General features: G+C 72.9%; 17 protein-coding genes, 1 tRNA gene, 1 other RNA gene and 1 pseudogene. 10 read left to right on the plus strand and 10 right to left on the minus strand.

Annotated features, from left to right (window positions below):
• Window positions 1-142: 142 nt before the first annotated feature.
• The 5 genes from OHA55_RS14045 to ffs form a co-directional block, all read right to left on the minus strand.
• Window positions 143-1,600 carry a N,N-dimethylformamidase beta subunit family domain-containing protein gene (locus OHA55_RS14045; protein WP_266706277.1) on the minus strand — a complete coding sequence of 486 codons (1,458 nt, stop codon included), beginning with the start codon at window positions 1,598-1,600 and terminating at the stop codon, window positions 143-145.
• A 540-nt stretch (window positions 1,601-2,140) separates the two neighbouring features.
• Window positions 2,141-4,048 (minus strand): hypothetical protein, encoded by a 1,908-nt coding sequence (locus OHA55_RS14050; RefSeq protein ID WP_266706279.1) that lies wholly within the window; start codon window positions 4,046-4,048, stop codon window positions 2,141-2,143.
• Between the two features lie 501 nt (window positions 4,049-4,549).
• Window positions 4,550-5,809: a phosphoribosylamine--glycine ligase gene (gene purD / locus OHA55_RS14055; protein ID WP_266706281.1), complete on the minus strand. Its 1,260-nt coding sequence runs from the start codon at window positions 5,807-5,809 to the stop codon at window positions 4,550-4,552.
• A gap of 132 nt (window positions 5,810-5,941) precedes the next feature.
• Window positions 5,942-8,224 (minus strand): DNA polymerase III subunit gamma and tau, encoded by a 2,283-nt coding sequence (locus tag OHA55_RS14060; RefSeq protein ID WP_266706283.1) that lies wholly within the window; start codon window positions 8,222-8,224, stop codon window positions 5,942-5,944.
• 203 nt (window positions 8,225-8,427) lie between these two features.
• An RNA gene (gene ffs, locus OHA55_RS14065) (signal recognition particle sRNA small type) lies at window positions 8,428-8,524 on the minus strand.
• Window positions 8,525-8,665: 141 nt separating this feature from the next.
• Here ffs and OHA55_RS14070 point away from each other — a divergent pair.
• The 7 genes and pseudogenes from OHA55_RS14070 to OHA55_RS14095 all read left to right on the plus strand — a co-directional run.
• Window positions 8,666-8,753, plus strand: a tRNA-Ser gene (locus tag OHA55_RS14070).
• A gap of 670 nt (window positions 8,754-9,423) precedes the next feature.
• Window positions 9,424-9,672 (plus strand): hypothetical protein, encoded by a 249-nt coding sequence (locus OHA55_RS14075; RefSeq protein WP_266706285.1) that lies wholly within the window; start codon window positions 9,424-9,426, stop codon window positions 9,670-9,672.
• A gap of 7 nt (window positions 9,673-9,679) precedes the next feature.
• Window positions 9,680-9,775, plus strand: coding sequence for a WYL domain-containing protein (locus OHA55_RS36505; RefSeq protein WP_323180409.1), 96 nt, complete (start codon window positions 9,680-9,682; stop codon window positions 9,773-9,775).
• Between the two features lie 94 nt (window positions 9,776-9,869).
• Window positions 9,870-10,775 (plus strand): phosphorothioated DNA-binding restriction endonuclease, encoded by a 906-nt coding sequence (locus OHA55_RS14080; protein WP_266706287.1) that lies wholly within the window; start codon window positions 9,870-9,872, stop codon window positions 10,773-10,775.
• A 66-nt stretch (window positions 10,776-10,841) separates the two neighbouring features.
• Window positions 10,842-11,120 carry a CopG family transcriptional regulator gene (locus OHA55_RS14085; RefSeq protein WP_266706289.1) on the plus strand — a complete coding sequence of 93 codons (279 nt, stop codon included), beginning with the start codon at window positions 10,842-10,844 and terminating at the stop codon, window positions 11,118-11,120.
• Window positions 11,117-11,542 carry a PIN domain-containing protein gene (locus OHA55_RS14090; RefSeq protein ID WP_266706291.1) on the plus strand — a complete coding sequence of 142 codons (426 nt, stop codon included), beginning with the start codon at window positions 11,117-11,119 and terminating at the stop codon, window positions 11,540-11,542. The genes OHA55_RS14085 and OHA55_RS14090 overlap by 4 nt, the downstream gene beginning before the upstream one ends.
• 509 nt (window positions 11,543-12,051) lie before the next feature.
• Window positions 12,052-12,569: pseudogene (locus OHA55_RS14095) on the plus strand (transposase); the annotation flags it as partial.
• 105 nt (window positions 12,570-12,674) lie between these two features.
• Here OHA55_RS14095 and OHA55_RS14100 read toward each other — a convergent pair.
• Window positions 12,675-14,669, minus strand: coding sequence for a BTAD domain-containing putative transcriptional regulator (locus tag OHA55_RS14100; protein WP_266706293.1), 1,995 nt, complete (start codon window positions 14,667-14,669; stop codon window positions 12,675-12,677).
• A gap of 160 nt (window positions 14,670-14,829) precedes the next feature.
• Between OHA55_RS14100 and OHA55_RS14105 the strand changes: the two genes are divergently transcribed.
• The 3 genes from OHA55_RS14105 (at window position 14,830) to OHA55_RS14115 (ending at window position 17,656) form a co-directional block, all read left to right on the plus strand.
• Window positions 14,830-15,804, plus strand: a complete 975-nt coding sequence (locus OHA55_RS14105) for a UbiA family prenyltransferase (protein WP_266706295.1) — start codon at window positions 14,830-14,832, stop codon at window positions 15,802-15,804.
• A 128-nt stretch (window positions 15,805-15,932) separates the two neighbouring features.
• Window positions 15,933-17,012 carry a sensor histidine kinase gene (locus tag OHA55_RS14110; protein WP_266706297.1) on the plus strand — a complete coding sequence of 360 codons (1,080 nt, stop codon included), beginning with the start codon at window positions 15,933-15,935 and terminating at the stop codon, window positions 17,010-17,012.
• Window positions 17,009-17,656 (plus strand): response regulator transcription factor, encoded by a 648-nt coding sequence (locus OHA55_RS14115; protein ID WP_266706299.1) that lies wholly within the window; start codon window positions 17,009-17,011, stop codon window positions 17,654-17,656. The genes OHA55_RS14110 and OHA55_RS14115 overlap by 4 nt, the downstream gene beginning before the upstream one ends.
• Here OHA55_RS14115 and OHA55_RS14120 read toward each other — a convergent pair.
• The 4 genes from OHA55_RS14120 to OHA55_RS14135 form a co-directional block, all read right to left on the minus strand.
• Window positions 17,650-19,296, minus strand: coding sequence for a DHA2 family efflux MFS transporter permease subunit (locus OHA55_RS14120; RefSeq protein WP_266706301.1), 1,647 nt, complete (start codon window positions 19,294-19,296; stop codon window positions 17,650-17,652). The genes OHA55_RS14115 and OHA55_RS14120 overlap by 7 nt on opposite strands.
• Window positions 19,297-19,583: 287 nt before the next feature.
• Window positions 19,584-20,735 (minus strand): hypothetical protein, encoded by a 1,152-nt coding sequence (locus OHA55_RS14125; RefSeq protein ID WP_266706303.1) that lies wholly within the window; start codon window positions 20,733-20,735, stop codon window positions 19,584-19,586.
• A complete protein-coding gene (locus tag OHA55_RS14130) occupies window positions 20,732-21,388 on the minus strand; it encodes a hypothetical protein (RefSeq protein WP_266706305.1) in 657 nt (218 codons plus the stop codon). Before OHA55_RS14130 ends, OHA55_RS14125 begins: the two co-directional genes overlap by 4 nt.
• Window positions 21,388-23,703, minus strand: a complete 2,316-nt coding sequence (locus OHA55_RS14135) for a beta-ketoacyl-[acyl-carrier-protein] synthase family protein (RefSeq protein ID WP_266706307.1) — start codon at window positions 23,701-23,703, stop codon at window positions 21,388-21,390. The genes OHA55_RS14130 and OHA55_RS14135 overlap by 1 nt, the downstream gene beginning before the upstream one ends.
• Window positions 23,704-23,710: the final 7 nt, after the last annotated feature.

The raw sequence follows: 23,710 nt of genomic DNA on the forward strand, positions 1-23,710 counted from the left end.
CGACTCGCCGCGTGGGGCGGTCCGGCCGGGCACGGGCGGCCGTGGGGACGGGCAGGCACCTGGCCGTGGGGACGGGCAGGCGCCCCGTCTACGACTCCGGTCGCGGCTTCGGTCGCACCTTCATCGCACCTTCGTCGCGGCTTCAGTCCCGCTTGCAGATCCGGTCCAGCAGATTGGCCGTGGCCCGCTGGATGCGTGCGTCGGTGTGTCCCGGCCGGTCCAGCGCCGGCGACCAGGCGAAGGTGCCGGAGGCGAAGACGAGGGCCCCGGACGGCGCCTGGTAGAGCGAGGTCTCCTGGTAACGCCGGGCGCCCTCGGAGTCCTCGTACGGCGAATGCGCCAGCAGGATGCGGCTCTCGTGCTCCGGCAGCGCCGTGCGCGGGTAGTACCGGTCGGCCTCGCCCGCCACCAGGCCGGCGATCTCCTCGCCCTCCCCCGCCCCGGTTCCCCGCCAGAGCCAGTGGTCGGCGTTGCGCACGATCAGCGGCGAGGGCTCGGGCACCCGGCCCGCGTACTGGATGCCGAGCAGCAGCTGCTCCGGCCGGTCGATCTCCCGCCAGAGCGCGGCCTTCCCCGGCCCCTGCCGTTTGCGGCAGGTCAGGAGGCGGTCGGGCACCCCGGACGCGGACGCGGAGAGCGACACCTGCCAGTACATGGTGTTGGCCGAGAGGAAGACCAGCGAGGTCCCGGTGTCCCGCGCCAGCTCCGCCGTGCGCCGCATCGGGACGGACCAGTACTCGTCGTGACCGGGAAAGACCAGGCCCCGGTAGCGCCCCGGGTCGACGCGGCCGGCGTGCAGGTCGCGGGCGTCCGCGTAGGCGAGGCTGTAGTCGTACCGCTCGGCCCAGCGGATGAAGTCGTAGGCGTGGCCGACGTGCAGCGGCAGCCCGGCGCCCGCGTACGGGCGGTCGAAGGAGACCGTGACCGCCGCCTCCTCCTCACCCAGCAGCCCGCCCTTCTCGTCCCACGCGTGGTAGAGGCTGGCGCCCGTCCGGCCGTCCTCCGGGTAGAGGTTGTACGCCTGCCAGGTGATGTCCGGGAGCAGCAGCAGCAGATCGGCCGGGTGGTCGTCCCGGACCGTGAACGGGATGTGCGAGCGGTGGTTGTCATCGGTGGTCAGTACGGCGACATAGGCGCCCACGGACCACTGGGCGGGGATCTGGAGCCGCCAGGAGCGCCACCAATGGTGGCAGGAAACCGTCTTGTCGGCGGTGAGCGGAGGAGGCTGCACGATGCCCGACTGGCGGGGAACGGTGGTGATCTTCCGGGCGCCGTCGCCGCCGTAGTGGCCGATGCGGTAGATGTCGACGTAGAACGGCTGGGGCGGGTCGACCGTGATGTGGAAGTCGATGGCCTCCCCGGGCGCCGCCGCCCCGGGCGAGGCGAAACCCTTCACCTGTCGGTGCACGTCATCGGCGGTGCGCGGACCGCCGCCGCTGCGCCCCAGGTCGGGATCGGCGTACCAGGGGACGACCTGTCCCGTGTCGTTCAAGTAGTTCTCGCTGTCGCGCAGCCAGGGCAACGGACCCTGCCCGAACGGATCGCTCACGGCGTGCGCGAGGGCACCGGACTCCCACCGGCTACTGTGCTCCGCCCCCATGATCGGCCCCTCCCTCACGTCCCCCGTACCACTCTGGTGCGCCCTGTGTCAGGGCTGATCCCAGCACATCACATAACGCATGCGCCTCGTCACCGTTCGTCGTGAATTGACGTGAACGGAACCTAGCCTTCCGGGTATTGGGCCCGTAGCGGAGTCCGCACCGGCGTGCGCACGGCGGTGCGCGCCGTGCGAGGGCGCGTGCGCGGGGCGCGGGACAGGGCCCTTTCGGCACCGCGTGCGCGGACCGATTGCGTACACGGTGCCATATTTCCGTATACGGAGGGCCTGTTGCGGCGGACTGGGACACATTTCCGTATCCGGGGGGCGTGTTGAGTCCACACGGGGCGCGCACAGGGCCTCGCACGCCGGGTTGCACGGCTGGCGCCGGGTCGCCGAGTGGGAGGGCCGGGTTGCACGGCGGGCCGGGTTGCGCGGCGGGCCGGGTTGCGCGGCGGGCCGGGGGCCGGAGGTACGTACGCTGCCGGGCGCGGGCCGGCGGTCGACCGGGGCCGGACGAGGAAGGGCTGCGGCGGGCCGGGGTCAGACGAGGCGGACCGGCTTGTCCTCCCGGATGCCCAGCTCGGAGAGCCAGGTGCGCAGCGGCTCCGCGTCGCCGTCCTCCACCAGGCTGAGCACCGGGGTGCCCAGATCCGTCCGACGCGCCCCGTCGACCAGCAGGGCGGGCCCGTCCAGCCAGTCGAGGCCCGGCGCGGCGCCGGCCGTGTCCACGGCAGCGCAGCAGACCATGGCCGTGACGTGGTCGGCGAGCAGCTCCGCACCCGTACGGGGCGGCTGGAGCGGGAAGAGCGGGAGCGGGCCAGGACCCCAGAGGTCGAGCGGGTCCACCACCGGACCGTTCCCGCCGGCCGCTCCGGTCGCGGTTCCGGCGGCGGTACCGGTCGCGGTGCCCGCTGCCGCCGGCGTACCGGTGCCGTGCGTACCGGTACCGGGGTTCCCGGCCCGTGCGGTGGCCTCGGCGGCCTCCTCGCGGGCGACGGCGGCCCCCACGGCGGCCGCGAGCTCCTCGCCGCCGCCCCGGGCCGCGAGGTGGTCGATGACCCGGGCCAGCGTGGGCGCCCCGGCGTCGGCCGTTCGGACCGCCGGAGGACTTGCCTCCGGGGGCGAGGCGTGGGGACCGGTGCGGGGGCCGCTGCGGGCGGGATCCGGGACCTCTTCCGGGACCCCCGCCGGGGAGGAGGAACCGGGGGCCCGGCCGGGTGCCGCCGTGCCGAGGGAGTCCATGACGCCGTGCAGCCGGGCCGCCTCCGCGCGCCACTTCCGGTCGACGACCTCCTCCGGGTACTGCTGCCAGTCGACGGGCGACCATTCCCCGCCCCGGGCCGGACCGCCGTGGAAGAGCCGGGCGGCGAGCAGGGACGCCGCCTCGTCGGCGAGACCGGGCTCTTCGAGGAGATCGCAGGCCGGGCGCTCTCCCAGGCGCGCGGCGAAGCCCTCCGCGAGTCGGTCGCGCCGGGACAGCTCGGTGAGCGCGGAGACCACGCCCGCGTCCAGCCGCGCCGGCCACCGGCCCATCCGCCAGGCGGGCAGCGCGACGCGGGTCAGCAGCCGGTCCCAGCCCGCGTAGACGAGGCCCACCTGCTCCTGGGCGACGGCGCGCACGCCGTAGTCCACGCCCTGGGCGCGCAGGGAGGCGGAGAGCGCGACGCACCGCTCCATCTCGGCGGCGTGCCCGCGACAGCTGCGGAGCAGCAGCCGGGCAGCCCAGCCGGTGAAGGCGCGCGAGGGACGGCCGAACAGACCGGGCAGCGAAACGTTTGACCGCGCGGGCCCGGGGGCTCCGGCGTCCGCGACGACACCGTCCAGGCCCCGGACGAACCTCCGGGCGGCGGCTATGTCGGGATGCGCCGCCAGGCGGGTACCGGCGACGACGGGGGCGAGTACCGCGCGCAGCTCGCCGACGCGCATCCACCAGAGGAACGGCGACCCGATGACCAGCACCGGCGCCGCCCGCTCGCGGTCGCGCCGCTCGTCGGCACGCTCCTTGGCCGCGGCGGCGGGCCCGGTGCGCGCGGTCGGGTGGGTGCGGTCCTCCAGCCAGCTGTCGCAGTCCGGGGTGAGCGCTATCGCCGAGGGCGCGGGCACGCCCATGCGGTCGGCCAGCTCGCGCACGAGCCGGTAGAGATCGGGGGCCGACTTCTCGTCCACCGCCACGGTCGGGCTGAGCGCGGGCCGGGCCCGCGCGACAGTGACGGCGACCCCCGCGGCCAGCAGCAGGAAGACGACGGCCGTCAGGCCCACCACCCAGCGGGCGGTGTTCCAGCCGACGCCGGACAAACGTCCCTGCGCGGTGGCGGCGATCATGACCACGGCCACCGCCGCGGGCAGGATCGCCAGCGCCACCGCGCGGCTGCGGATGCGCAGCAGCGCGAGGGCCCTCGCCCGGACGGCCCGCATGCCCAGGTCCTCACCAGTCTCCGTACCGGACACGACCCGAAGTCACCCCCTCTGCCCCCGCGACGGTGTTGTTCACTCCCCCACTGTGGCACCGCCCTCGGACATCGCAATGTCAGTGGGCCAAGTGCCGGAATCCTTGCGCCGCACCCTAGTTGGGGGTTTCTCGGGCGTCATCCGGATGGCTCAGCCGTCACCCGATGGAATGGCTTTGGGCAAAGCTGCTGACTAATCGCCGGGGATGGGCAAGCCGCTCTCCCCGCGCACGCAGCGCACACGCGGGGGCGTGCTCCGGCGCACGAAGGCGCAACCCGAAGCGCGTCCGGAGCTGTCCCGAGCGCATCCGGAGCTGTCCCGAAGCGCGTCCGGAGCTGTCCCGAGCGCGTCCGGAGGTGTCCCGAGCGCCTCCCGTGCCGTCACGCACACCTCTCGTCGCACCCGGTGGCGGCGCGCCGCCTGCGGACATGCCGGTGGCGGCCGAGGTGTCACTCGGCCGCCACGGGGTCGGACGGTCGGGCCGGGGGAGGGACGGGGCGATCAGGCCCCGGCGTCCTGCGCGGCCTTCAGCGCGATGTCCGTACGGTGCTGGGAACCGTCGAGCCGGATGCGGCCGAGGGCCGCGTAGGCGCGCTCGCGGGCCTTGCCGAGGTCCGGGCCGGTAGCGGTCACCGAGAGAACCCGGCCGCCCGCGCTCAGCACCGTACGGCCGTCGGCCTTCGTCCCGGCGTGCAGGACGTACGCGTGCGGGGCATCCTGGTCCGCCACGTCGGCCAAACCCTCGATCGGGTCGCCGGTGCGGGGGGTGTCCGGGTAGTTGTACGAGGCGATGACCACCGTGACGGCCGCGTCCTCGCGCCAGTTCAGCGGCGGTACCTCGTCCAGCGTGCCGTTCGCCGAGGCGAGCAGCAGACCGGCGAGCGGGGTCTTCAGACGGGCCAGGACCACCTGGGTCTCGGGGTCGCCGAAGCGGGCGTTGAACTCGATGACGCGCACGCCGCGCGAGGTCAGCGCGAGGCCCGCGTAGAGGAGGCCGGAGAACGGCGTACCGCGTCGGCGCAGCTCGTCGACGGTGGGCTGGAGAACCGTCTCCAGGACCTCGTCGACCAGCTTCGGGTCCGCCCACGGCAGCGGGGAGTAGGCACCCATGCCGCCGGTGTTCGGGCCCTCGTCGCCGTCGAGGGCGCGCTTGAAGTCCTGGGCGGGCTGCAACGGCACCACGGTGGTGCCGTCGGTGATCGCGAAAAGGCTCACCTCGGGGCCGTCGAGGAACTCCTCGATGACCACCCGGTCGCAGGCGAGCGCGTGGTCACGGGCCGCCTGGAGGTCGTCGGTCACGACGACGCCCTTGCCTGCGGCGAGCCCGTCGTCCTTGACGACGTACGGGGCACCGAAGGCGTCGAGCGCGTGGTCGATCTCGTCGGCGGTGGTGCAGACGTAGCTCCGGGCGGTCGGGACACCGGCCCCGGCCATGACGTCCTTGGCGAACGCCTTGGAGCCTTCGAGCCGCGCCGCCTCACCGGACGGGCCGAAGCAGGGGATGCCGGCCGCGCGCACGGCGTCGGCGACCCCGGCGACAAGCGGCGCCTCCGGGCCGACGACCACCAGCCCGGCACCCAGTTCGGTGGCGAGGCGCGCGACGGCATCACCGTCGAGCGCGTCCACCGGGCGCAGTTCGGCCACCTCCGCGATACCGGCGTTGCCGGGAGCGCAGTACAGAGCGGTGACCTCGGGGTCGAGGGAAAGAGAGCGGCACAGGGCGTGTTCGCGGGCGCCGCCGCCGATGACGAGGACCTTCACGGGATGCAGCCTAACCGCCGGGGGCGCGGGGCCTCGACGGCCGCCGGTCCGTGGACGGGAGCCTCCGGCGGCCGGGGGCGCGCGGCGGGCGGGCCAGGGACTGTCTCCCGGAGAGCGGGACGCCCGGCCCCGCTACTCGTTGGTGAACTCCTCCACGACCGTGGCACCGAGCTCGCGGACGATCAACTCGTGCCCGGAGAGCGCCGAGTCGACGAGGTCCGGGTCGTCGGCCTCCGGGGTGTCGTCCTCAGGCGCGACCGTGTGCACCGGCTCGGGCGCGGACCGCTCGTACGCCGCCGGCGCCGGCCCGGAACCGCCCGATCCCTGCCCGCCCCCCTGGGACTGCTGGGGCTGCTGCGCCTGCGGAGGCTGGTAGGGCTGCTGCGGTGCGGCCGCGGGCGCGGGACGCTGTTCGTACGACTGCTGGGGTGCGGCCTGGTACGCCGGGGCCTGGTACGCGGGGGCGCTGCCACCGGGACGGCCACCGCCGCCCTGCACCGGCTGGCCACCGCCGCCGGAGGGATCGACGATGGCTTCTACGCGCCACTGGGCGTTGAACCGCTCGGCCAGCGCCTGCCGCAGCACCTCTTCGCTGCCGCTGCTCGCGAAGTTGTCACGGGCTCCCGCGTTGGCGAAACCGATCTGGAGCGTGGTGCCGTCGAACCCGGTGACCTGGGCGTTCTGGCTGAGCAGGATCCAGGTGAAGCGGCGGCGGTTCTTCACCGCCTCCAGGATGTCCGGCCAGATGCTCCGCACCTGTCCGGCACCCTGCGCCATGTCCTGCCCCCCGGCCGGAGCGGCGGGCACCGGCGCACCGGTGGACGGCGCGGGCGCCGGGGTGACCGGGCGGGGCGCGACGGCACCCGGGGTCGAGGCGGTCGGCCAGCCGCCGGGGCGGCGCGCCGGCTCCCCGCCACCGGCGGCCGCCGGGGTGGGCCAGGCGCCGGGCCGCTGCGCCACGGACGGCTGCGGCGCCGCGGGGGCCGGGGGCTGCTGCGCGTACTCGGCGGCCGGCGCCGGTGCGGGTGCCTGCGCGGGTGCCTGCGGCGCGGGGGCTTCGTACGGGGCGGCAGCGGGCGCGGCCGGCATGGCCGGGTGCGCCTCGGGCCCGGGCACGTACCCCATCGCGGGCGGGGCGGCCTGCATCGGGGGTGCCTGCATCGGGGCGGCCTGCATCGGGGGTGCCTGCATCGGCGCGGGGGCCGTTCCCAGGCCCGTTCCGGCTCCCAGGCCCGCTCCCGCCGCCGCCGCGAAGGCGCCGCCGCGCTCCAGGCGGTCGAGGCGCGCCTGGAACGAACGCTCGTCGTCGAAGGCGGCGGGCAGCAGCACCCGGGCGCAGATCAGCTCCACCTGGAGGCGCGGCGAGGTCGCGCCGCGCATCTCCGTCAGCCCCTGGTTGACGAGGTCGGCGGCACGGCTCAGCTCGGCGGCTCCGAAGACGGACGCCTGGTCCGACATCCGCTGCACCACGTCGGCGGGGGCGTCGATGAGCCCCTTCTCCCCGGCGTCCGGTACCGCCGCCAGGATCACCAGGTCACGCAGGCGCTCCAGCAGGTCGGCGACGAACCGGCGCGGGTCGTTGCCGCCCTCGATCACCCGGTCCACGACCTCGAAGGCCGCGGCACCGTCGCCGGCCGCGAAGGCGTCCACCATCGAGTCGAGCAGCGACCCGTCCGTGTAACCGAGCAGCGAGGTGGCCATGGCGTACGTCACGCCGTCGTCGCCCGCACCGGCCAGCAGCTGGTCCATCACGGACATCGAGTCACGGACGGACCCGGCCCCGGCCCGTACGACGAGCGGCAGCACCCCGTCCTCGACCGCGCTGTTCTCCTTGCCGCAGACCTCCGCGAGGTACGACCGCAGGGTGCCGGGCGGGACGAGCCGGAAGGGGTAGTGGTGCGTACGCGACCGGATGGTGCCGATGACCTTCTCGGGCTCGGTCGTCGCGAAGATGAACTTGAGGTGCTCCGGCGGCTCCTCGACCACCTTCAGCAGGGCGTTGAACCCTGCCGGGGTGACCATGTGCGCCTCGTCGATGATGTAGATCTTGTAGCGGCTGGAGGCCGGGCCGAAGAACGCCTTCTCGCGCAGGTCACGGGCGTCGTCCACACCACCGTGCGAAGCCGCGTCGATCTCGATGACGTCGATGGAACCCGGGCCGTTGCGTGCCAGGTCCTGGCAGGACTGGCACGTCCCGCACGGCGTCGGCGTCGGCCCCTGCTCGCAGTTCAGGCAGCGGGCGAGGATGCGCGCGCTGGTCGTCTTTCCACAACCACGCGGCCCGCTGAACAGGTACGCGTGATTGACCCGGTTGTTCCGCAGGGCCTGCTGGAGCGGGTCAGTGACATGCTCCTGACCGATGACCTCGGCGAACGACTCGGGGCGGTAGCGGCGGTACAGCGCAAGGGACGACACAGTTACGAGGTTATCGGGACGGGCCGACAACCGGCTCCGCATCGGGCCCCCGCGACCGGGGACCCTGGTCACACCGAGACGCGGGCCGGGCGACGAGATGTAGATCACACTCTCGACGGGGGCGGGCGGGCTTCCCGTTCACCATCGGGACCGAGCGCCAGGGAGACCCCACCCGACGCGAGCCCCCGCAAGGCCCCGGAAAACACAAGGGCCCCCCACGCACCCGCCAGAGCCAACCTACCCTTGCTGCCTTCCGGCCCTGGGGGAGTTCAGTCAGATAGCGCCACGTGAGGGGCTGACGCCCACCTTAGCCGATTCCCACCCCTCCAGGTCCACCCGCCCGGCCCCGAGGCCCCCGGATCCACCCACGCGACCTCGCCCCGACGATCTCCCGGGGAACGTGTTCGCGAGCACCCCTCAACGTCTTGTATTGTTTGCGGCGGAGGATTCGCCTAGTGGCCTAGGGCGCACGCTTGGAAAGCGTGTTGGGGGCAACCCCTCACGAGTTCGAATCTCGTATCCTCCGCCATTGCTCTCACCGGGCAATACGTCGAAGGGCCCCGCAGCTTGCTGCGGGGCCCTTCGACGTTGCTGGTCTCAGTTCTGGTCTCATTTATTTCCGACATAAGAGACATTCCATTCCGCCGACTTGCCGTCGACGGGTCGAGTCACAGGACATCGCCTTCACTCAGAAGCGGGTTTCTGCCGACTCAGGACGCAGGCGTCCCCCGCGATCCGCCATTCTGGGCCTGTGCAGGACCGATTCCGGTCGGAGACCACCGGCACTCGTCTTTGTGAGATGTCCCCATCGGCAAGCCCAGCGGATCAACTCTGGCCACGTGGCTGAGCGATCTGGAAGTCGACCGGCTTGAGCGGGTCCTGGCAGCTCGCCCGGATGCCGGGTCCCCGCCGGAACCACGATCGTTCGGCGAACTCGCGGACCGCCTTCAGCGCCCGGCGTCGGTGGCCACCGGTGCTGCCCGGACTCGCGCTGCCACACCTGCAGGTAGCCGAGGCACTGGCGGCATCGGGACCCGTTTCATGTGCCGCGCGCTCCGGGCCGCCGACTACGCCCCCGTCGCCGAGAGGGCCGACGGAACCGTACGCGTCGAGAAGCCCCCGGCGCCGACGTGCCACCGCCCCGGTCCCGGTCCCCCCTCCCAGGCCAGCGGCAGCGGTCCGTGCCGACGGTAACTCAGATGACTCCGGTGACCGTCGACCTGAGCACGCTGGCCGCCAGGCTGCGGGCCGCCCCGCCGACACTCCCGGCTCCCGACCCGTTCGGCACCGGGGTCCCCTACGGCACGGACACCGAGGAGATCGTCGCCGCGTACGCGAAGAACCTGGCGTACAGCGATGTCCGCCAGCTCGCCCATGCCGTCGACGTCGGCACAGCCATCACGGTCGAGTACGTCGCCGCCGGGCAACCGGACCGTACGTATCCTTAGCGAGCTCGTGCTCGACCCGCCCTACTTGTACGCCTGGTGCCACCTGCGCGACGACGAACGGGTCTTCACCCTCTCCCGCATCCACGGCATCATGCCCGGGTAGCCGGGATCCGCGTCGTGGCTCGGTGTTCGGCCGGTCACTGCGGCCATGCCCCGACACCACGCACTGCGACGAGCCGCCATTACGATCGCCGACCATGGACTGGGTCGAGCGCACCGCGCAGTTGAGGCAGTGGACCAGGAGCGGGGCGCGTGCTCCGCACAAGCCGTTGCTGTTCCTGTACGCGCTCAGCCGGTTCCAGCAGGACGCCGACGACGAGCTGCGGTACAGCACGGTGGAGCAGGACCTGCGGCGACTGCTCGCCGAGTACGGTCCTGGGAACCGGACGACGCCCGCCTATCCCTTCCATCATCTGGTGAGTGACGGCGTGTGGGAGGTGCGAACCGAGCGCGGTCCGGGCAGCCCCGGGACCGGGGTCAGGGAGTTGCGCGCAACCGGCGCCACTGGGCGGCTGACGCCGGAGCTACGGGCGGCACTAAGGCGGGAGCCGTCCCTGCTCGGCCGGATGACACGGGTGCTGCTCGATCTGAACTTCCCGCCCTCCCTCCACAGCGAGCTGTGCGAAGCCGTCGGCCTGGAACTGGAGGAGGCCGAGACCGGACTGGTCTCGGCCAAGCGCAGGCAGCGGGACCGGCGCATGCGGGAGATGGTCCTGACGGCGTACGAGTACCAGTGCGCCTTCTGCGGGTACGACGGCAGGATCGGCACGGTGCCGGTCGGGCTTGAGGCCGCCCATGTCCGCTGGTGGGCGTTCGACGGACCGGACGACCTCGAAAACGGGCTGTGCCTGTGCTCGCTGCACCACAAGCTGTTCGACAAAGGCGTACTCGGTCTCGGCGAGGGCCGTGGCGAGGGCCACCGCATCCTGGTCTCACAGAGCTTCGTCGGCCGCAGCACCGCCGCCCGCGAGCACGTCATCACGCTCGCCGGCCGTCCGGTCATCGGCCCCCAGTCGGGCCTCCGCCCCATCGCCGCCGCCCATCGTTCCTGGCACACCAGCCAGGTCTTCCAAGGCAGCCCACGTCCCGCCATGACCGCCTGAACGCCGACCTGGTGGTCACGCGAACGCACTGGTACGGGGTGTGATACCAAGAGTATGGTCTCTTGTATGGCCACGAAGAAGGTAACTGTGACGATTCCCGAGGATCTCCTGGACGAGATCCGCGCGGAGGCGGCAGAACGGGGAATGTCGGCGTACGTCGCCGAGGCGCTGCGCTTCAAGCGCGACCGGGACCGGCTGCGGGAACTGTCCGACTGGCTGCAGGAGGAACACGGCCCCCTCACTGAGGAGGAGCGCACAGCAGCGTTCGAGGAACTGGAGGACCTCGACGCCGAACACGAGCGCCGCCGCGCCGCTGGAAAGCACAACGCCGGAGAGGCCGCGTGAAGAAGCGTGCCGCTGAGCACAAGCAGCGGCCATTGCGCGTCTTCGTGCTCGACTGCGAAGCCCTGTCCCTGGCTGTGCGCGGCGACCGGAAGATGATCGCCTGGCTCGACCTCGCGGCCCGGGGTGAAGCCGAGGTGGTGACGTCTCCACTGACGCTGGTCGAGGCGTACGACGGCAGAACCACCGAGCAGCGCTGGGACTGGGTGCTCTCCCGGCTCAAGGTCGCCGACATCGGAAAGGACGAGGCCCGCCAGGCTCGCCGACTCCTGGCCGACGCCAAGCTGCACGGCCACAAGTACGCGATCGACGCGGTGCTCGCCGTCATCGCGCGACAGCAGAAGGGTCAGGTCACCGTCTTCACCTCGGACGTGGACGACCTGGAGAAGCTGGTCCCGGAGTCGATCATCGTCAAAAAGGTTTGACCCGGCTCTCTGGTCTCAGTCTTGGTCTCATTCACCCTCGTCCAGCGCCGTCCATCACCCACCCGACGCCTCGATCCGCCGCAGGTCAGAACGCTCCTGATCACTTCCAGACCCCCAGGCGAACATTTGGAAAGCGTGTTGGGGGCACCCCCTCACGAGTTCGAATCTCGTATCCTCCGCCATTGCTCTCACCGGGCAATACGTCGAAGGGCCCCGCAGCTTGCGGTGGGGCCCTTCGACGTTGGTGGTCTGCGCACTCGAATCCGTCACCCCCCGAAGTTGAAGCCGCCGGGATCCGGCGAGATCGGACTGCCGTCAGGCACCGAGCACCAGCGGTGCGTGACCGGAGGCGAGACCCTGCAGGAGAGTGCCCACGCCATGAGGGCCGAGAGCCGCCAGTGCTCTGACCGGGAAGGTTCGCCGGACGAGTGGTCACGGCGGTTGGATGTGCGGTGGTGTCCGTCCGATCGTCGGGTTGTGATGGCTGGGCCTGTCCGTACACACGCAGGCTGACCGATCAGGAGGGGCAGAAACCGCAGCAGATTCGTGCGCCGGGGCAGCACCGGTTCGGTGCGCTACCGGCACGCCATGATGCTGCGGGCCTCAGCCGGCAGGAATCGGGTCCAGCGATCGCAAGGCTGGTGCAGGCCGACGAGGACACCGTCCGCGACATATCCACCGGTTCGACGACATCGGCCTGGCCTGCCTGGACCCTCGCTGGGCAGGAGGCCGTCCCCGTCTTCTAAGTCCTGACGACGAGGACTTCGTCGTCGCGACGGCCACCACCCGCCCGACCAAGCTCGGTCAGCCCTTCACCCGCTGGTCCATCCGCAAGCTCGCCGCCTGCCTGCGGACAGTCCACGGTCACGTGATCCGGATCGGCCGGGAGGCGACACGGTGCCTGCTCGCCCGCCGCGGCATCACCTTCCGGCGCACCAAATCCTGGAAGGAGTCCCCGGCCCCCGACCGGGACGCCAAGCTCGACCGCATTGAGCGTCCTGGAGGCTTCCCCGACCAGGTGTTCGCCCGGGCCGCCCGGACCCAGAGGGCCCCGCAGCAGGTTTGCTGCGAGGCCCCTCGCTGTTGTCCCACCTCTCGTCGTCCGTCCGGCCAGGGCCGCCCCCGGCCCCCCTCAGGCCACTGCCGTCAGCCGGCGGGTGGCGTCGTGGGCCGGGAAGGTGACGGTGTGGGCGCAGTCCCGCAGGAGCGGGGGGATCGTGAGGTGGGCGGGGCTCGGTTCGTCGGCGAGGTTGTGGTCGAGGAGGGTGTCGAAGAGGCTCTCGACGGCGAAGGGGGCGAGACCGGTGGCCGCGCAGGCTTGCGGAATGTCGTGGACGGTGGCGGGGTGCAGAGCGAGCGCGCGAGTGAACTCCTGCGCCTCGTGCGAGAGTTGCCCGTAGGAGAGTGCCAGGACGGACATCAGGTCACGGTCCGCCGTGCGCAGGAACGCGGTGCGGCCCGCGCTCGTGCGCAGCCGGGCCGTCACGTCCGGCACGGTCCACGAAGGGCGGTCGCGCAGGCGGGTCGCCGCGATGCGCAGGGCGAGCGGGTGGTGCCCGCACAGGGCGACCGTCCGGTCGAGGGAGGATCCGGCGCAGGCCTCGCCCGCGATCCGGCGGAACAAGGTCTCCGCGTCCGCCGGGGCGAGCGCGCCCAAGGGCAGCGAGAGGGCGCCGTCGGTCGCCGTCAGCTTGCGGCGGGTGGTGATCAGGGTGAGGGTGTCGCCCGTGCCGGGCAGCAGCGGGTCCACCTGGGCCGCGTCGGCCGCGTTGTCGAGGACGAGCAGGGCGCTGCGGCCCGCGAGGCGGGAGCGCCACATGGCGCTGCGCTCGGCCAGGCCGGCCGGGAGGGCGTCGGGCGCGGCGCCGTCGGAGCGCAGCAGCACGCCCAGTGCCTCCTCGGGGGTGAGCGGTGCACGCGCCGGGCTGAAGCCGTGCAGGTCGACGTAGTACTGGCCGTCCGGGTGGTCCGCGGTGCGGCGGTGCGCGAAGTGGACGGCGAGAGCCGTCTTGCCGATCCCGCCCATGCCGTCGATCACGACCGTGCGGGGAGCACCGGCGCTCTGGCCGTCGACGGCCCGGTCGAGCAGCGCCAGCTCGGTGGTACGGCCGGTGAAGTCGGGCAGGGTACGCGGCAGGTAGTTGTCCCGGCCGGGGCGGTCGGTGGCGGGGCGGTCGGCGGCGGGGCGGTCGGCGGCGGGGCGGACGGTGGCGGGGCGGTCATCGGCGGGGCGGTCAGTAGCCGTGTGGTCGGCGGCGGGCCTGTCGGTGACGAACGGGTCCCCGGGGCGGTCGGTGGCGGGCAGGTCGGTGGCGGGCCGGCCGGTGGCGAGGAGGTCGATCACGGGCCGGCCGGTGGCGAGCCGGTCGGTGACGGGCGTCCGGGGCTGCACCCGCGGGGCGTCCGCGAGGATCTCGGTCTGCAGACGGCGCAGCTGCGGGCCTGGTTCCAGGCCCAGTTCGTCGGCGAGCAGCCGGCGGCCCTCGTCGTAGACGGCGAGCGCGTCCGCCTGCCGCCCGCCCCGGTACAGCGCGAGCATCAGGCTGCCGCGCAGGGCGTCGCGCAGGGGGTGCCTGGCGGTCAGCGCGAACAGTTCGGCGACCAGCGAACCGGTCTCACCGGACGCGAGGCGCAGCTCCATCAACTCCTCCACCGCGGTGAGTCGTTGCTCGTCGAGTCCGGCCGCGACGGCGGCCACCGCCGGGCAGTCGATTCCGGCGAAGGCGTCGCCGCGCCACAGGTCGACCGCCGCCTGCAGCAGCCGCATCGCCTCGACGTCGCGGCCCTCCCGCCGGGCGGCACGGGCGGCACGGACCCCGTCGGTGAAGCGGTGCGCGTCGACCGCGTCGGCGGGCACGTCCAGGCGGTAGCCGACGTCCACCGTGATCAGTCCGGCGCCTTCGGAGCCGGCCAGGGCGGCGCGCAGATCACGGATCGCGTTGTGCACCTGGTGGCGGGCGGAAGCGGGCGGGTCCTGCCACAGCTCGTCCACCAGGGCGTCCATGGAGACCGCGTAACGCGCGTTCAGCAGCAGAAGCGCCAGAAGCCGGCGGCGACGCATCCCGCGGAGCCGGACCGGCATCCCCGACTCGCGCACTTCCACCGGTCCCAGAACCAGGAAATCCATTTCCCGCACCCCCGAAGTTCCGCATCGTGCAGCGTGATTGCGACACTGAGGACGCTAGGCGCGCGGGCTCTTCGTATTCAACGCGAGTACTCCCCAAGACACACGCCGTACCTCGGAAGACACACGACGGAACCAGGAATTCCCGCTTTAGGTTCCCCCCATGACACAGGCCCTTACGCCTCGCCTCGCCCCCTCGTCCCCCTCCGTCTTCACGGTGTTCGACGCCCCGTGGTCCTCCCTCCTCTCGACGGCCCGCACCGTGCGGCTGTGCCTGCGGGAGGCCCGTCCGCTGGTACAGGTGATGTTCGTGCTGCGGTTCGTCACGGGTGCGCTGCTGACCTCGTCCGCCGCGCACCACCGGCCCGACGCCCCGCACCTGTTGATCGGCGCCGCGGCCTGGTGGGCGGCGACGGTGAGCGTCTACGTCTTCAACGGGGTGAGCGACCTGTGCGAGGACCGGGCCAACCGGTCCCAAAGACCCTTGGCCAGCGGGCGGTTGAGCGAAGCGGCGGCACGGCGGGCCGTGGTGCTGACCGCGCTGGCCGGATTGCTGCTCGGCTGCGCGGCGGGGTGGGGGGTGTTCGAGGCCACCACCGTCTTCCTCGCCCTGGGATACGCCTACTCCGCACCGAGGATCGCGGCCAAATGCCGCTCCTGGTCGGCCTCCGCGGTCACCTGCGCCGCCGCCGGGACCACCTATCTCGCCGGGGTCGCTTCCTCCGGCAGCCGGCTCACCGTCGAGGCAGCCGTCTTCGCCCTGGTGCTCTCGCTCGGCGTGGGGCTGATCGCTGCCGTGGCCAAGGACTTGGGCAGCACCCGGGGAGACGCGCTCGCGGGCCGTCGCACCCTGGCCGTCATCCGCGGCGAGCGCAGCGCCCGGCGCTTCTGCGCCGCCTCCGGCGGGGCGTTGACCCTGGTCCTCACGGTCGGAGCCGTGTGGGTGCGCGAGCTTCCGCTCGACGCGGCGGCCGTCGCGTTCGCCGTGGGCGCCCTGTGCGTGGCAGGACACTGCCGGCCGTCCCGCATGCGGGACGGAGAAACGAAGCCCGTCAACTTTCGTGGTCCGTACCGGAGTTGGATGGCGACTCAGTACGCCGCCCATCTGACCGCGCTGGGCGCGCTCCTCCTGGTCTGAGGTTCTGCCCTTTCTTCACAAGCTCGCCATCTGATCACCGGCCCCTTAGTATGATCGCGCCGGACGGGTGATTGTGGGGAGTCGTACCGTCCTGGCCCTGCCGACTCCTCATATCGAGGGGGCGCACCGTGGAACTTTCCGCCGACCAGGCAACCGACCGGCCCTGTCTGATCGATTCCTCCGTGGTCCGCTACGCCGACGGCCTGCGCAGGGCCGCCAATCCGCTGGTCCTCCGTCCGGAGCTGTGGATCTCCTGCGAGAAGCAGGCCCGCCAGATCCTCGGTGAGTGCATCGCCACGCTGCACGGCACGCCCGTACAGGTCGCCGCGGAGGCCGAACTCACCTCCATGGCACTCGGTGTGCAGCGCTCCTTCGAGAAGGTCTCGCCGATCGACTCGGTGCACGCGGCCCGCGTGCTCTTCGACGTGGCGGTCGAGACGATGACCGAGGCCGCCGCCCAGCTTCCCGCCGAGGTCGCGCTCTCCCGGTTCCTGACCGCCGTACGGATGCTGCACAAGGGCATCTTCGCGCGGGTCAGCGCCGCCGCCATCGGCTACGAGTCGACGACCCTGCACAACGTCGGCCAGGCCAGCACCGCCCGCCGCCACCAGCTCGCCCGCGATCTGCACGACCACATCGGCAGCAGCATCGGCCTGGCGCTGCGCTGCCTCGACCTGTACACCATGGAGCGGGCGAAGGGGGTCACCTCCGCCCGCGACAGACTCCAGGACGCCCGGCAGGCGCTGCGCGACGTGTTCAGCTTCACCCGCACGATGGTCAGCGGGCTGCGCGTCGACGAGCTGCACGACGGTCTGAAGGAAGAGATCGACGCCTACAGCGCCGCCGCCTCCGACCGGCCGGCCGAAGTCTCCTCCCGTATCGACGGCGACGAGTCCTGGATGCCCGAACAGACCCGCCAGGAACTGTTCCTCGTGGTGCGCGAAGCCCTGCGCAACGCCTTCGCGCACGCCAGGGCCGGCCACATCGACGTCCTCGTCAGCGTCTTCCCCGACGCCGCGCACGCCACCGTCACCGACGACGGCGTCGGGCTGCCCTACCCGCGCGACGGTGACGGCACCGGCCTGACCGCCATGCGGCAACGGGTGGCCGCCCTCGGCGGGACCCTGGAGCTGATCAGCCAGCCCGGCCAGGGAACACGCGTCCAGCTCCGCATCCCGCTGGACGGCACCGGGGAAGGCGCCCGATGAGCGAGGGAGCGGCCGCCTCCGGCGACATCCGGGTGCTGGCCGTGGACGACCACCGGCTGCTGCGCGAGGCACTCTGCGACCTCCTGGAGATGTACGAGGGACTGACGGTGGTCGCTCAGGCCGACGACGGGCCGAGCGGCGTCCGGATGGCGGGCCTGCACCGGCCGGACCTCGTGCTGCTCGACGTCGAGATGCCGGGGCCCGGCCCGCTCGCCAACCTGCGGGGGATCCGCCAGGCGGCCCCCGAGGCGCGGATCATCATGCTGACGATGCACGACGACCGCCGGCTCATCGACTCGCTGCTGTCCGCGGGGGCCGTGGGCTACCTCCACAAGGAGGCCGACCGGAACGTCCTGGTCGCCGCGATCCGCAGCGCGATGGCGGGCGGCAGGACCATGTTCCTGCCCCGTACGGCGAACGGTTCGAGGCCGGAACGGGAGCCGGCGCCCGCCGACACGCTCACCCTCCGCGAGCGGGAGCTGATGGAGCTGGTCGCACAGGGACTGAGCAACCGGCAGATCGGCACCCGCCTGGGGATCACGGAGGGCACGGTCAAGCGCCATCTGCGGAACATCTTCGACAAGCTCGGCGCCACCTCCCGGCTGGACGCGGTCAACCGGGTCCAGCCGCTGCGCCGCTACTGAGCCGCGGCGGCCCGTGCCGCCTTCTCCCGGCGATCGGCGATCAGCAGGGCGACGGCCGGGGCGAGGGTGAGCGCGTACACGGCGAGCAGCAGGCCGAAGGAGTCGGCGAACGCGGCCGGTACGAGCCCGTGATGGGACCGCGCGGCCCGGTCCAGGACGACCGTGACCACGGCGAGGGCGAACGTGCCGCCGATCCGCTGGACCAGGTTGAGCTGCGTGGAGGCGTCCGGGATGGAGCGCGGCTCGACCGACTCGAAGGCGCGGGTCATGGCCGGCACGATGGTCAGGCCCGTGCCCAGACCCCGTACCGCGATCGCGGCGCACAGCAGTACGTACGACGTGCTGGACGACAGGGCCGTCAGCGGAACGGTGGCCAGCATGGTGAGGACGATCCCGATCACCACGGTGGTGCCGCCGCCGATCTTCTTCATGATCGGGCGGCAGGCGAGACCCGCGACGACGACTCCGGTACCGCCCGCCGACATCAGCAGACCCGTGGTGACGGCGCTCTCGCCGCGCGCCGACTCGAAGTACAGCGGGATCAGCATCATCGGGGAGAAGAGGACGAAGCCGAGGCAGAAGATGTTGATCGCGGCCGTGCGGTAGACGCGGTGCGTGAACAGCCGCAGGTTCAGCAGCGGTGCCTCGGTGCGCAGTTGGTGGCGTACGAAGACGGCACCGCTGACCACGGCCACCACCAGGGGGACCAGGGAGGCGGGGCGGGCGGACAGGCCCGTCTGCGAGAAGGCGTGCACGGCGAGGACGACACCGACCGTGCAGGCGGCGGCGGTCAGCAGGCCCAGCACGTCGAGCGGGCGGCGGCCCTCGCCCCGGGCGGGCGGCGCGTCCTTGCGGACACGGCGCAGTGCCACCACCAACAGCACCGAGCACAGCGGGATGTTGACGGCGTAGACCGCCCACCAGTCCCAGGCGTTGACCAGGAGGCCGCCGACGGTGGGGCCGAGCAGCGGGCTGATCAGCATGACGCTGCCGTTCAGCGCCTGGACCTGGCCGAGGCGTTCGCGCGGCATTCCGCTGGTGAGCAGGATGGTGGCGACCGGTACGAGCACACCCGCGGCGGCACCGGACAGGGCGCGCGCGGCGATCAGTTCGGGAAGTGTCGTGCTGAAGGCGCAGGCCGCCGAGCCGATCCCGAACACGGCGACGGAGGCGACGAAGGTGCGGCGGGTGCCGAAGCGGGAGGCCAGCCAGCCCGCGGCCGGCATCAGGGCGACCAGGGCCAGCAGGTAGGCCGTGACGACCCATTGGACCTGGGTGATGGCACCGAACCGGGCGGAGGTGTCGGCCAGCGAGACGTTGACGATGGTGGTGTCGAGCTGGGCGACGAAGGCTCCGCCCACGGCCACGGCGATGGTGAAGAGCGCGGTGCGGGTGGCAGCCGCTGCCGCCGGGTCACGGCCCGCCGCCGGACCTCCGTCCGCGGCGGGAGCCGCCTCGGCCCCGGCGGTTTCCTCGGCACCGCGGGCCGGCTCGGCCCCGGCGGTTTCCTCGGCACCGCGGGCCGGCTCCGCCGGACGCGCGTCCGCCGCCGGGGAAGGTTCCGCCGCGGGTGCGGGGTCCGCCACGGGGGTCGGGTCCGCCGCCGGCGCCGGGGGCTCGGTTCTCTGGTCCAGGGACATACGGGGTCGTCCTTCGGGTGAGTGGTGGACCGGACCTGGGGCCCGGTCGGGGAAGGGCTTTCGTGGTCGGGCGTGAGGGCTTTCGTGGTCGGGCGGTGTCGCCGTGGCTGAGGACGGGCCGCCGTGCGTGGGGACGGACCGCCGTGCGTGGGGGGCCGTGGTGGGGACGGGCCTTCGTGCGGAACACGGCGCGAGGACGGAACACGGCGCGGGGACTGAACACGGCGCGAGGGACGGAACACGGCGCGTGCGACGGGCCGCGGGCCGCCCGCCGGGATCCCCCCGGCTCAGCCGGAGTTCAGCGCCTCGGCGATGTCGTCCAGGATCGCGCCGGCCTTCTCCCGGGCACCCGCGCGGTCACGGCAGGCCAGGGTCAGCTCGGTGCTGTCGCCGACGCGGCAGGCGCTCAGGAACATCTCGGCGTACGGGACCAGCATCGGCAGGGTGAGGAAGGAGCAGGCGCGGAAGGCGGGCGTCGAGAAGGCCCGCGGGTCGACCTCGCCGTGGTCGGAGATGATCGCCGTGCAGGGGAAGCGGGTGCCGTCGAACGCACGGGCCTCGCTCAGGTTGTTGGCGAACGGGTTGTCGCGCAGGAAGTCCCGGTCGAGTACGGCGACCTCGGTCTTGGCGATCAGGGCGCGCATCAGCGTGGAGTGGACGCGTTTCCAGGTGTCGTCGCGGCGCAGGTCGAGGACGAGCTGCGAGGTCAGGTTCGCGGTGGAGCGCGTCGTGGTGTCGTGGCGGCGCAGGTCCACCGGGACGATCAGGCGGCCGGTGTCCGTGGTGAGGTGGCGGGAGAGCGCGGCTGCGGCGCGCGCGGTGACCCCGGACGGGGTGGCGGGCACCCGGCGGCTCAGCCACAGGGGCTGCCCGCCCGCGGGCCCGTCGCCGATGAACGCGGGCAGTCCCGTGAGACGGGTGGCCGCGGGGGCCGGGCGGACGTCGCCCGCCGCCGTACGGAAGTGCGCGTCGTCCACCGTGTCCGGACAACCGGCCGGCTCCTCGCCGCGCAGGGCCCGGAAGAGATCCGCGATCCACTGCCGCAGACCGCGCCCGTCGGTGACGATGTGGCTGGCCCGGACGACCAGCCGGGTGGTCCCGGCGCCCCGGATCAGGCCCAGTTCGCAGACGGGTCCGGTGACCACCGACAGGTCGCGGTGGAAGAACGGGTGGTCGAGACCGGTGCCGTCGGGCAGCTCCACGACCTCGGGGACGGTGCCGTCGGCGCGCCACAGCGCGCCCCGGCGGCGCACCGCGAGGCCGGGACTCGCCTCGGTCGCCGCGCGCGCGGCCCGGCGCAGCGCGTCCGTGTCGAGAGCGCCTTCCCCCTCGATCACCATCTGGATGAGCTGCGGGGTGCCGGTCGCGGCGGCGTTGAGGTAGCCCCGTTCGATCGGGGAGATGCGGCGGGTGTAGGGCCGCACGGCGGTGAGGGTCATTCCTCCTCCAGGTGGTGGAAGCGCACCGGTGCGGGTGCGTCGCAGGCGAGGGCGAGGTGCAGGGGCGGTTCGCCCTCGGGCCGCAGGACGACGGAACGCACCTCGTAGGTCGGGGTGTTCGTGGGCCGCCAGCCCGGCCGCCACTCGGGCAGCCGGGTTCCGGCGAAGGTCTCCTTCGTCAGGTGCGAGGCCTTGATGAGCGCCTCGCACTCGGCGAAGTCCCTGATGGTGGCCGGCTGTTCACGTCCGAGCAGGTCGCCGAGCCAGCGCAGGGCGTACGGCCGGTCACGCTCGTCCTGGAGGTCCACTCCGACCGTGCGGCCGGCGGGCGCGAAGGCCACGGCGCTGTACGTGCCGACGTGCGCCACCGAGACGGACAGGCCCAGGGCGGGCACCGACCAGCGCTTGTGACCGTCCCGCGCCAGGTCTTTGGCGGTGATCCGGATTCCGTACGTCGTACCGAGCGCCCCGACGATCAGGGAGCGGCCCGAGGCGGACAGCCGGTGCCCCATCCGGTCGCGGGGGAGCCCGCGGTGGCGGGAGACCAGGACGTTCACCGTCTCCCCCACCTCCTCCACCGCCGCCGGCCCGTCGGGCGCCAGCGTGTATCCGGTCAGTCCCGCGTCGAGGAGCAGGCCCATCAGGGCGCCCATCACGCCTCCGGGTCGAGGACGGCCGCCGCGTAGCTGCCGCCGTACGCGAAACTCGACAGCAGTACCGGGCCGGGGGTGCCGGCACCGGTGAGGGCGGCGACCAGGCCGAGGGCTCCCGCGCTGCCGTAGGTCTCGCCGAGCAGGGCCTTGGGGGCGAAGACCGGCCGGCCTTCGAGGCCGGTGTGGCGCAGGGCCGCCCGCTGTGCCAGGTCGACCAGCGGGTGGCCGGACGCGGCGGAGACGACCGTGCCGATCCCCTCCGGGCCGAGGTCCGCTTCGGCGAGCGCGGAGCGCAGGGAGCGTCCCCATGCCTCGCCGTCCCTGGCGATGCGGCCGATGCCGGCCGGTTCGCCACTGGCGCCGAAGCCGCGGACCCGCGCCAGGACGTCGGCGCCCCGGTCCCGGGCCGCGTCCCGGCTCTCCAGCAGGATCGCGGCGGCCCCCTCGCTGAGGACGGTACCGGTACGCCCGCCGGGTACGACGTGCGCGGACCGGGCGTAGCCGGGCAGCGCCGCCTGGGTGGCGAGGGCCTGCTCGGGGAACTCGTCGGCGACCACCACCATGATCCGTTCCGCGGCGCCGCGGGCGATGACCCGGGCGGCGAGCTGGAGCGCGAGCACGGAGCTGGTGCCGCCGTTGGCGATGGTCGCGGTGTAGCCGCGGAAGCGGTGCAGCATCGCGACGTGGCCGGCGGCGGCGTTGACGACGGTGTTGGCGAAGAGGGACGGGTTGGCACCGGTGATGCCCGAGCGCACCACGCCCTCGTGGAACCGCAGGACCGAGGTCACCGGGCCGTACCCGGTGGCGAAGACGACACCGGTCGACTCCGCCACGTCCCGCGACGGTTTGCCGTGGCGGGCGTACAGGTCGTTCACGGCGGACGCGGCGAGCAGGCTCAGCGGGTCCATGCGACGGGCCCGGCTGGGGTTCGTACCGCGTGAGGCGGCCTTGATGTCGACCCGGCCGACGGGCACCCGGCCGACGCCGGGAACCTCCTCGAAGGTCTCGAAGCAGGGCCGCCCCTCGGCGAAGGCCGCGGCGATCGCCTCGGTACCGCCGGCCGATCCGGCCAGGCCGGCGACTCCGGTGACGACCACCTCCTGGACGGCCTCACGGCGTGGCGGCCTGGAGCCGGCACGGCCGGGCCGGTTGATGACGACGGAGGCGTTGTTGCCGCCGAAGGCGAAGGAGTTCGACACCACGACCTCGGGTCGCGCGTCGCGTCCGGTGTCCGGGATGACGTCCAGGCCGTACGGCGAGGCGACGCCCCGGGTGTTGATGGTCGGCGGCAGCGTGCCCCGGTCGACGGCCAGGGTGCTGACCACGGCCTCGACCGCGCCGGCCGCACCGAGGGTGTGGCCGAGGATCGACTTGGTGGAGCTGGCCGCCGGTATCTCCATGCCGAACAGGAGCTTCAGCGCCTTGGGTTCGGAGGCGTCGTTGGCGGGGGTGCCGGTGCCGTGCAGGTTGAGGTAGTCCACGTCGGCGGGGGTGAGGCCCGCCGTGTCGAGGGCCTGTGCCATGGCGGCGCAGGCGCCCTTGCCGCTGGGGTCGGGCGCGGTCTGGTGGTAGCCGTCGCAGGACAGGCCGTATCCGCCGAGCTCCGCGAGGACACGGGCGCCGCGCGCCTCGGCCCGCTCCACCGACTCCAGGACCATGAATCCGGCGCCCTCGCCGAGGGTGAGTCCGGTGGAGGCGGAGAGCGGTGAGCACGGCTCGGCGTCCAGCGCGCCGAGCGCGCTGAACCCGTAGGCGGACAGCTCCGCCAGCGGGTCGACACCACCGCACACGACGTAGTCGACGTCGCCCTTCCACAGCAGCTCGGCGGCGTAGCCGAGGGCGACGGCGCTGGCGGCGCAGGCGTTGGAGAGGACCACGCGCGGGCCGCGCAGATCGAACTCCGCCGCGATGTAGTCGCCGACGCAGGGCAGTTGGGAGGCCACGGCCTGCGCGACGTCCAGCCTGCCCTCCAGGACGAAGGTGCGGTGGGTGGCCTCCAGCGTCGGCATGGCGCCGAGGCTGGAGCCCACGACGACGGCCACCCGGTCGCGGTCCACGGCCGAGAGGTCGAGGCCGCTGCCGTGCAGGGCCTCGCGGATCGCGGTGGCCGCGAGCGCGTAGCAGCGGTCCAGGTCGGCGGGCTGCTCGGCGGTGACCATGCCCGCCCAGTCGGTGAGCAGCTCGGAGGTGTCGAAGAGGGTGTTGGTGCGGATGCCGGTGGTGCCGGCCGCGATCGACGACCAGCTCTTCTCCACGTCGTCACCGGCTCCGGTGATCAGTCCCAGGCCGGTCAGGGCGATGTTCGCAGGTGTCATGACCCGG

The organism is Streptomyces sp. NBC_00102 (assembly GCF_026343115.1).
Taxonomy (GTDB): domain Bacteria; phylum Actinomycetota; class Actinomycetes; order Streptomycetales; family Streptomycetaceae; genus Streptomyces.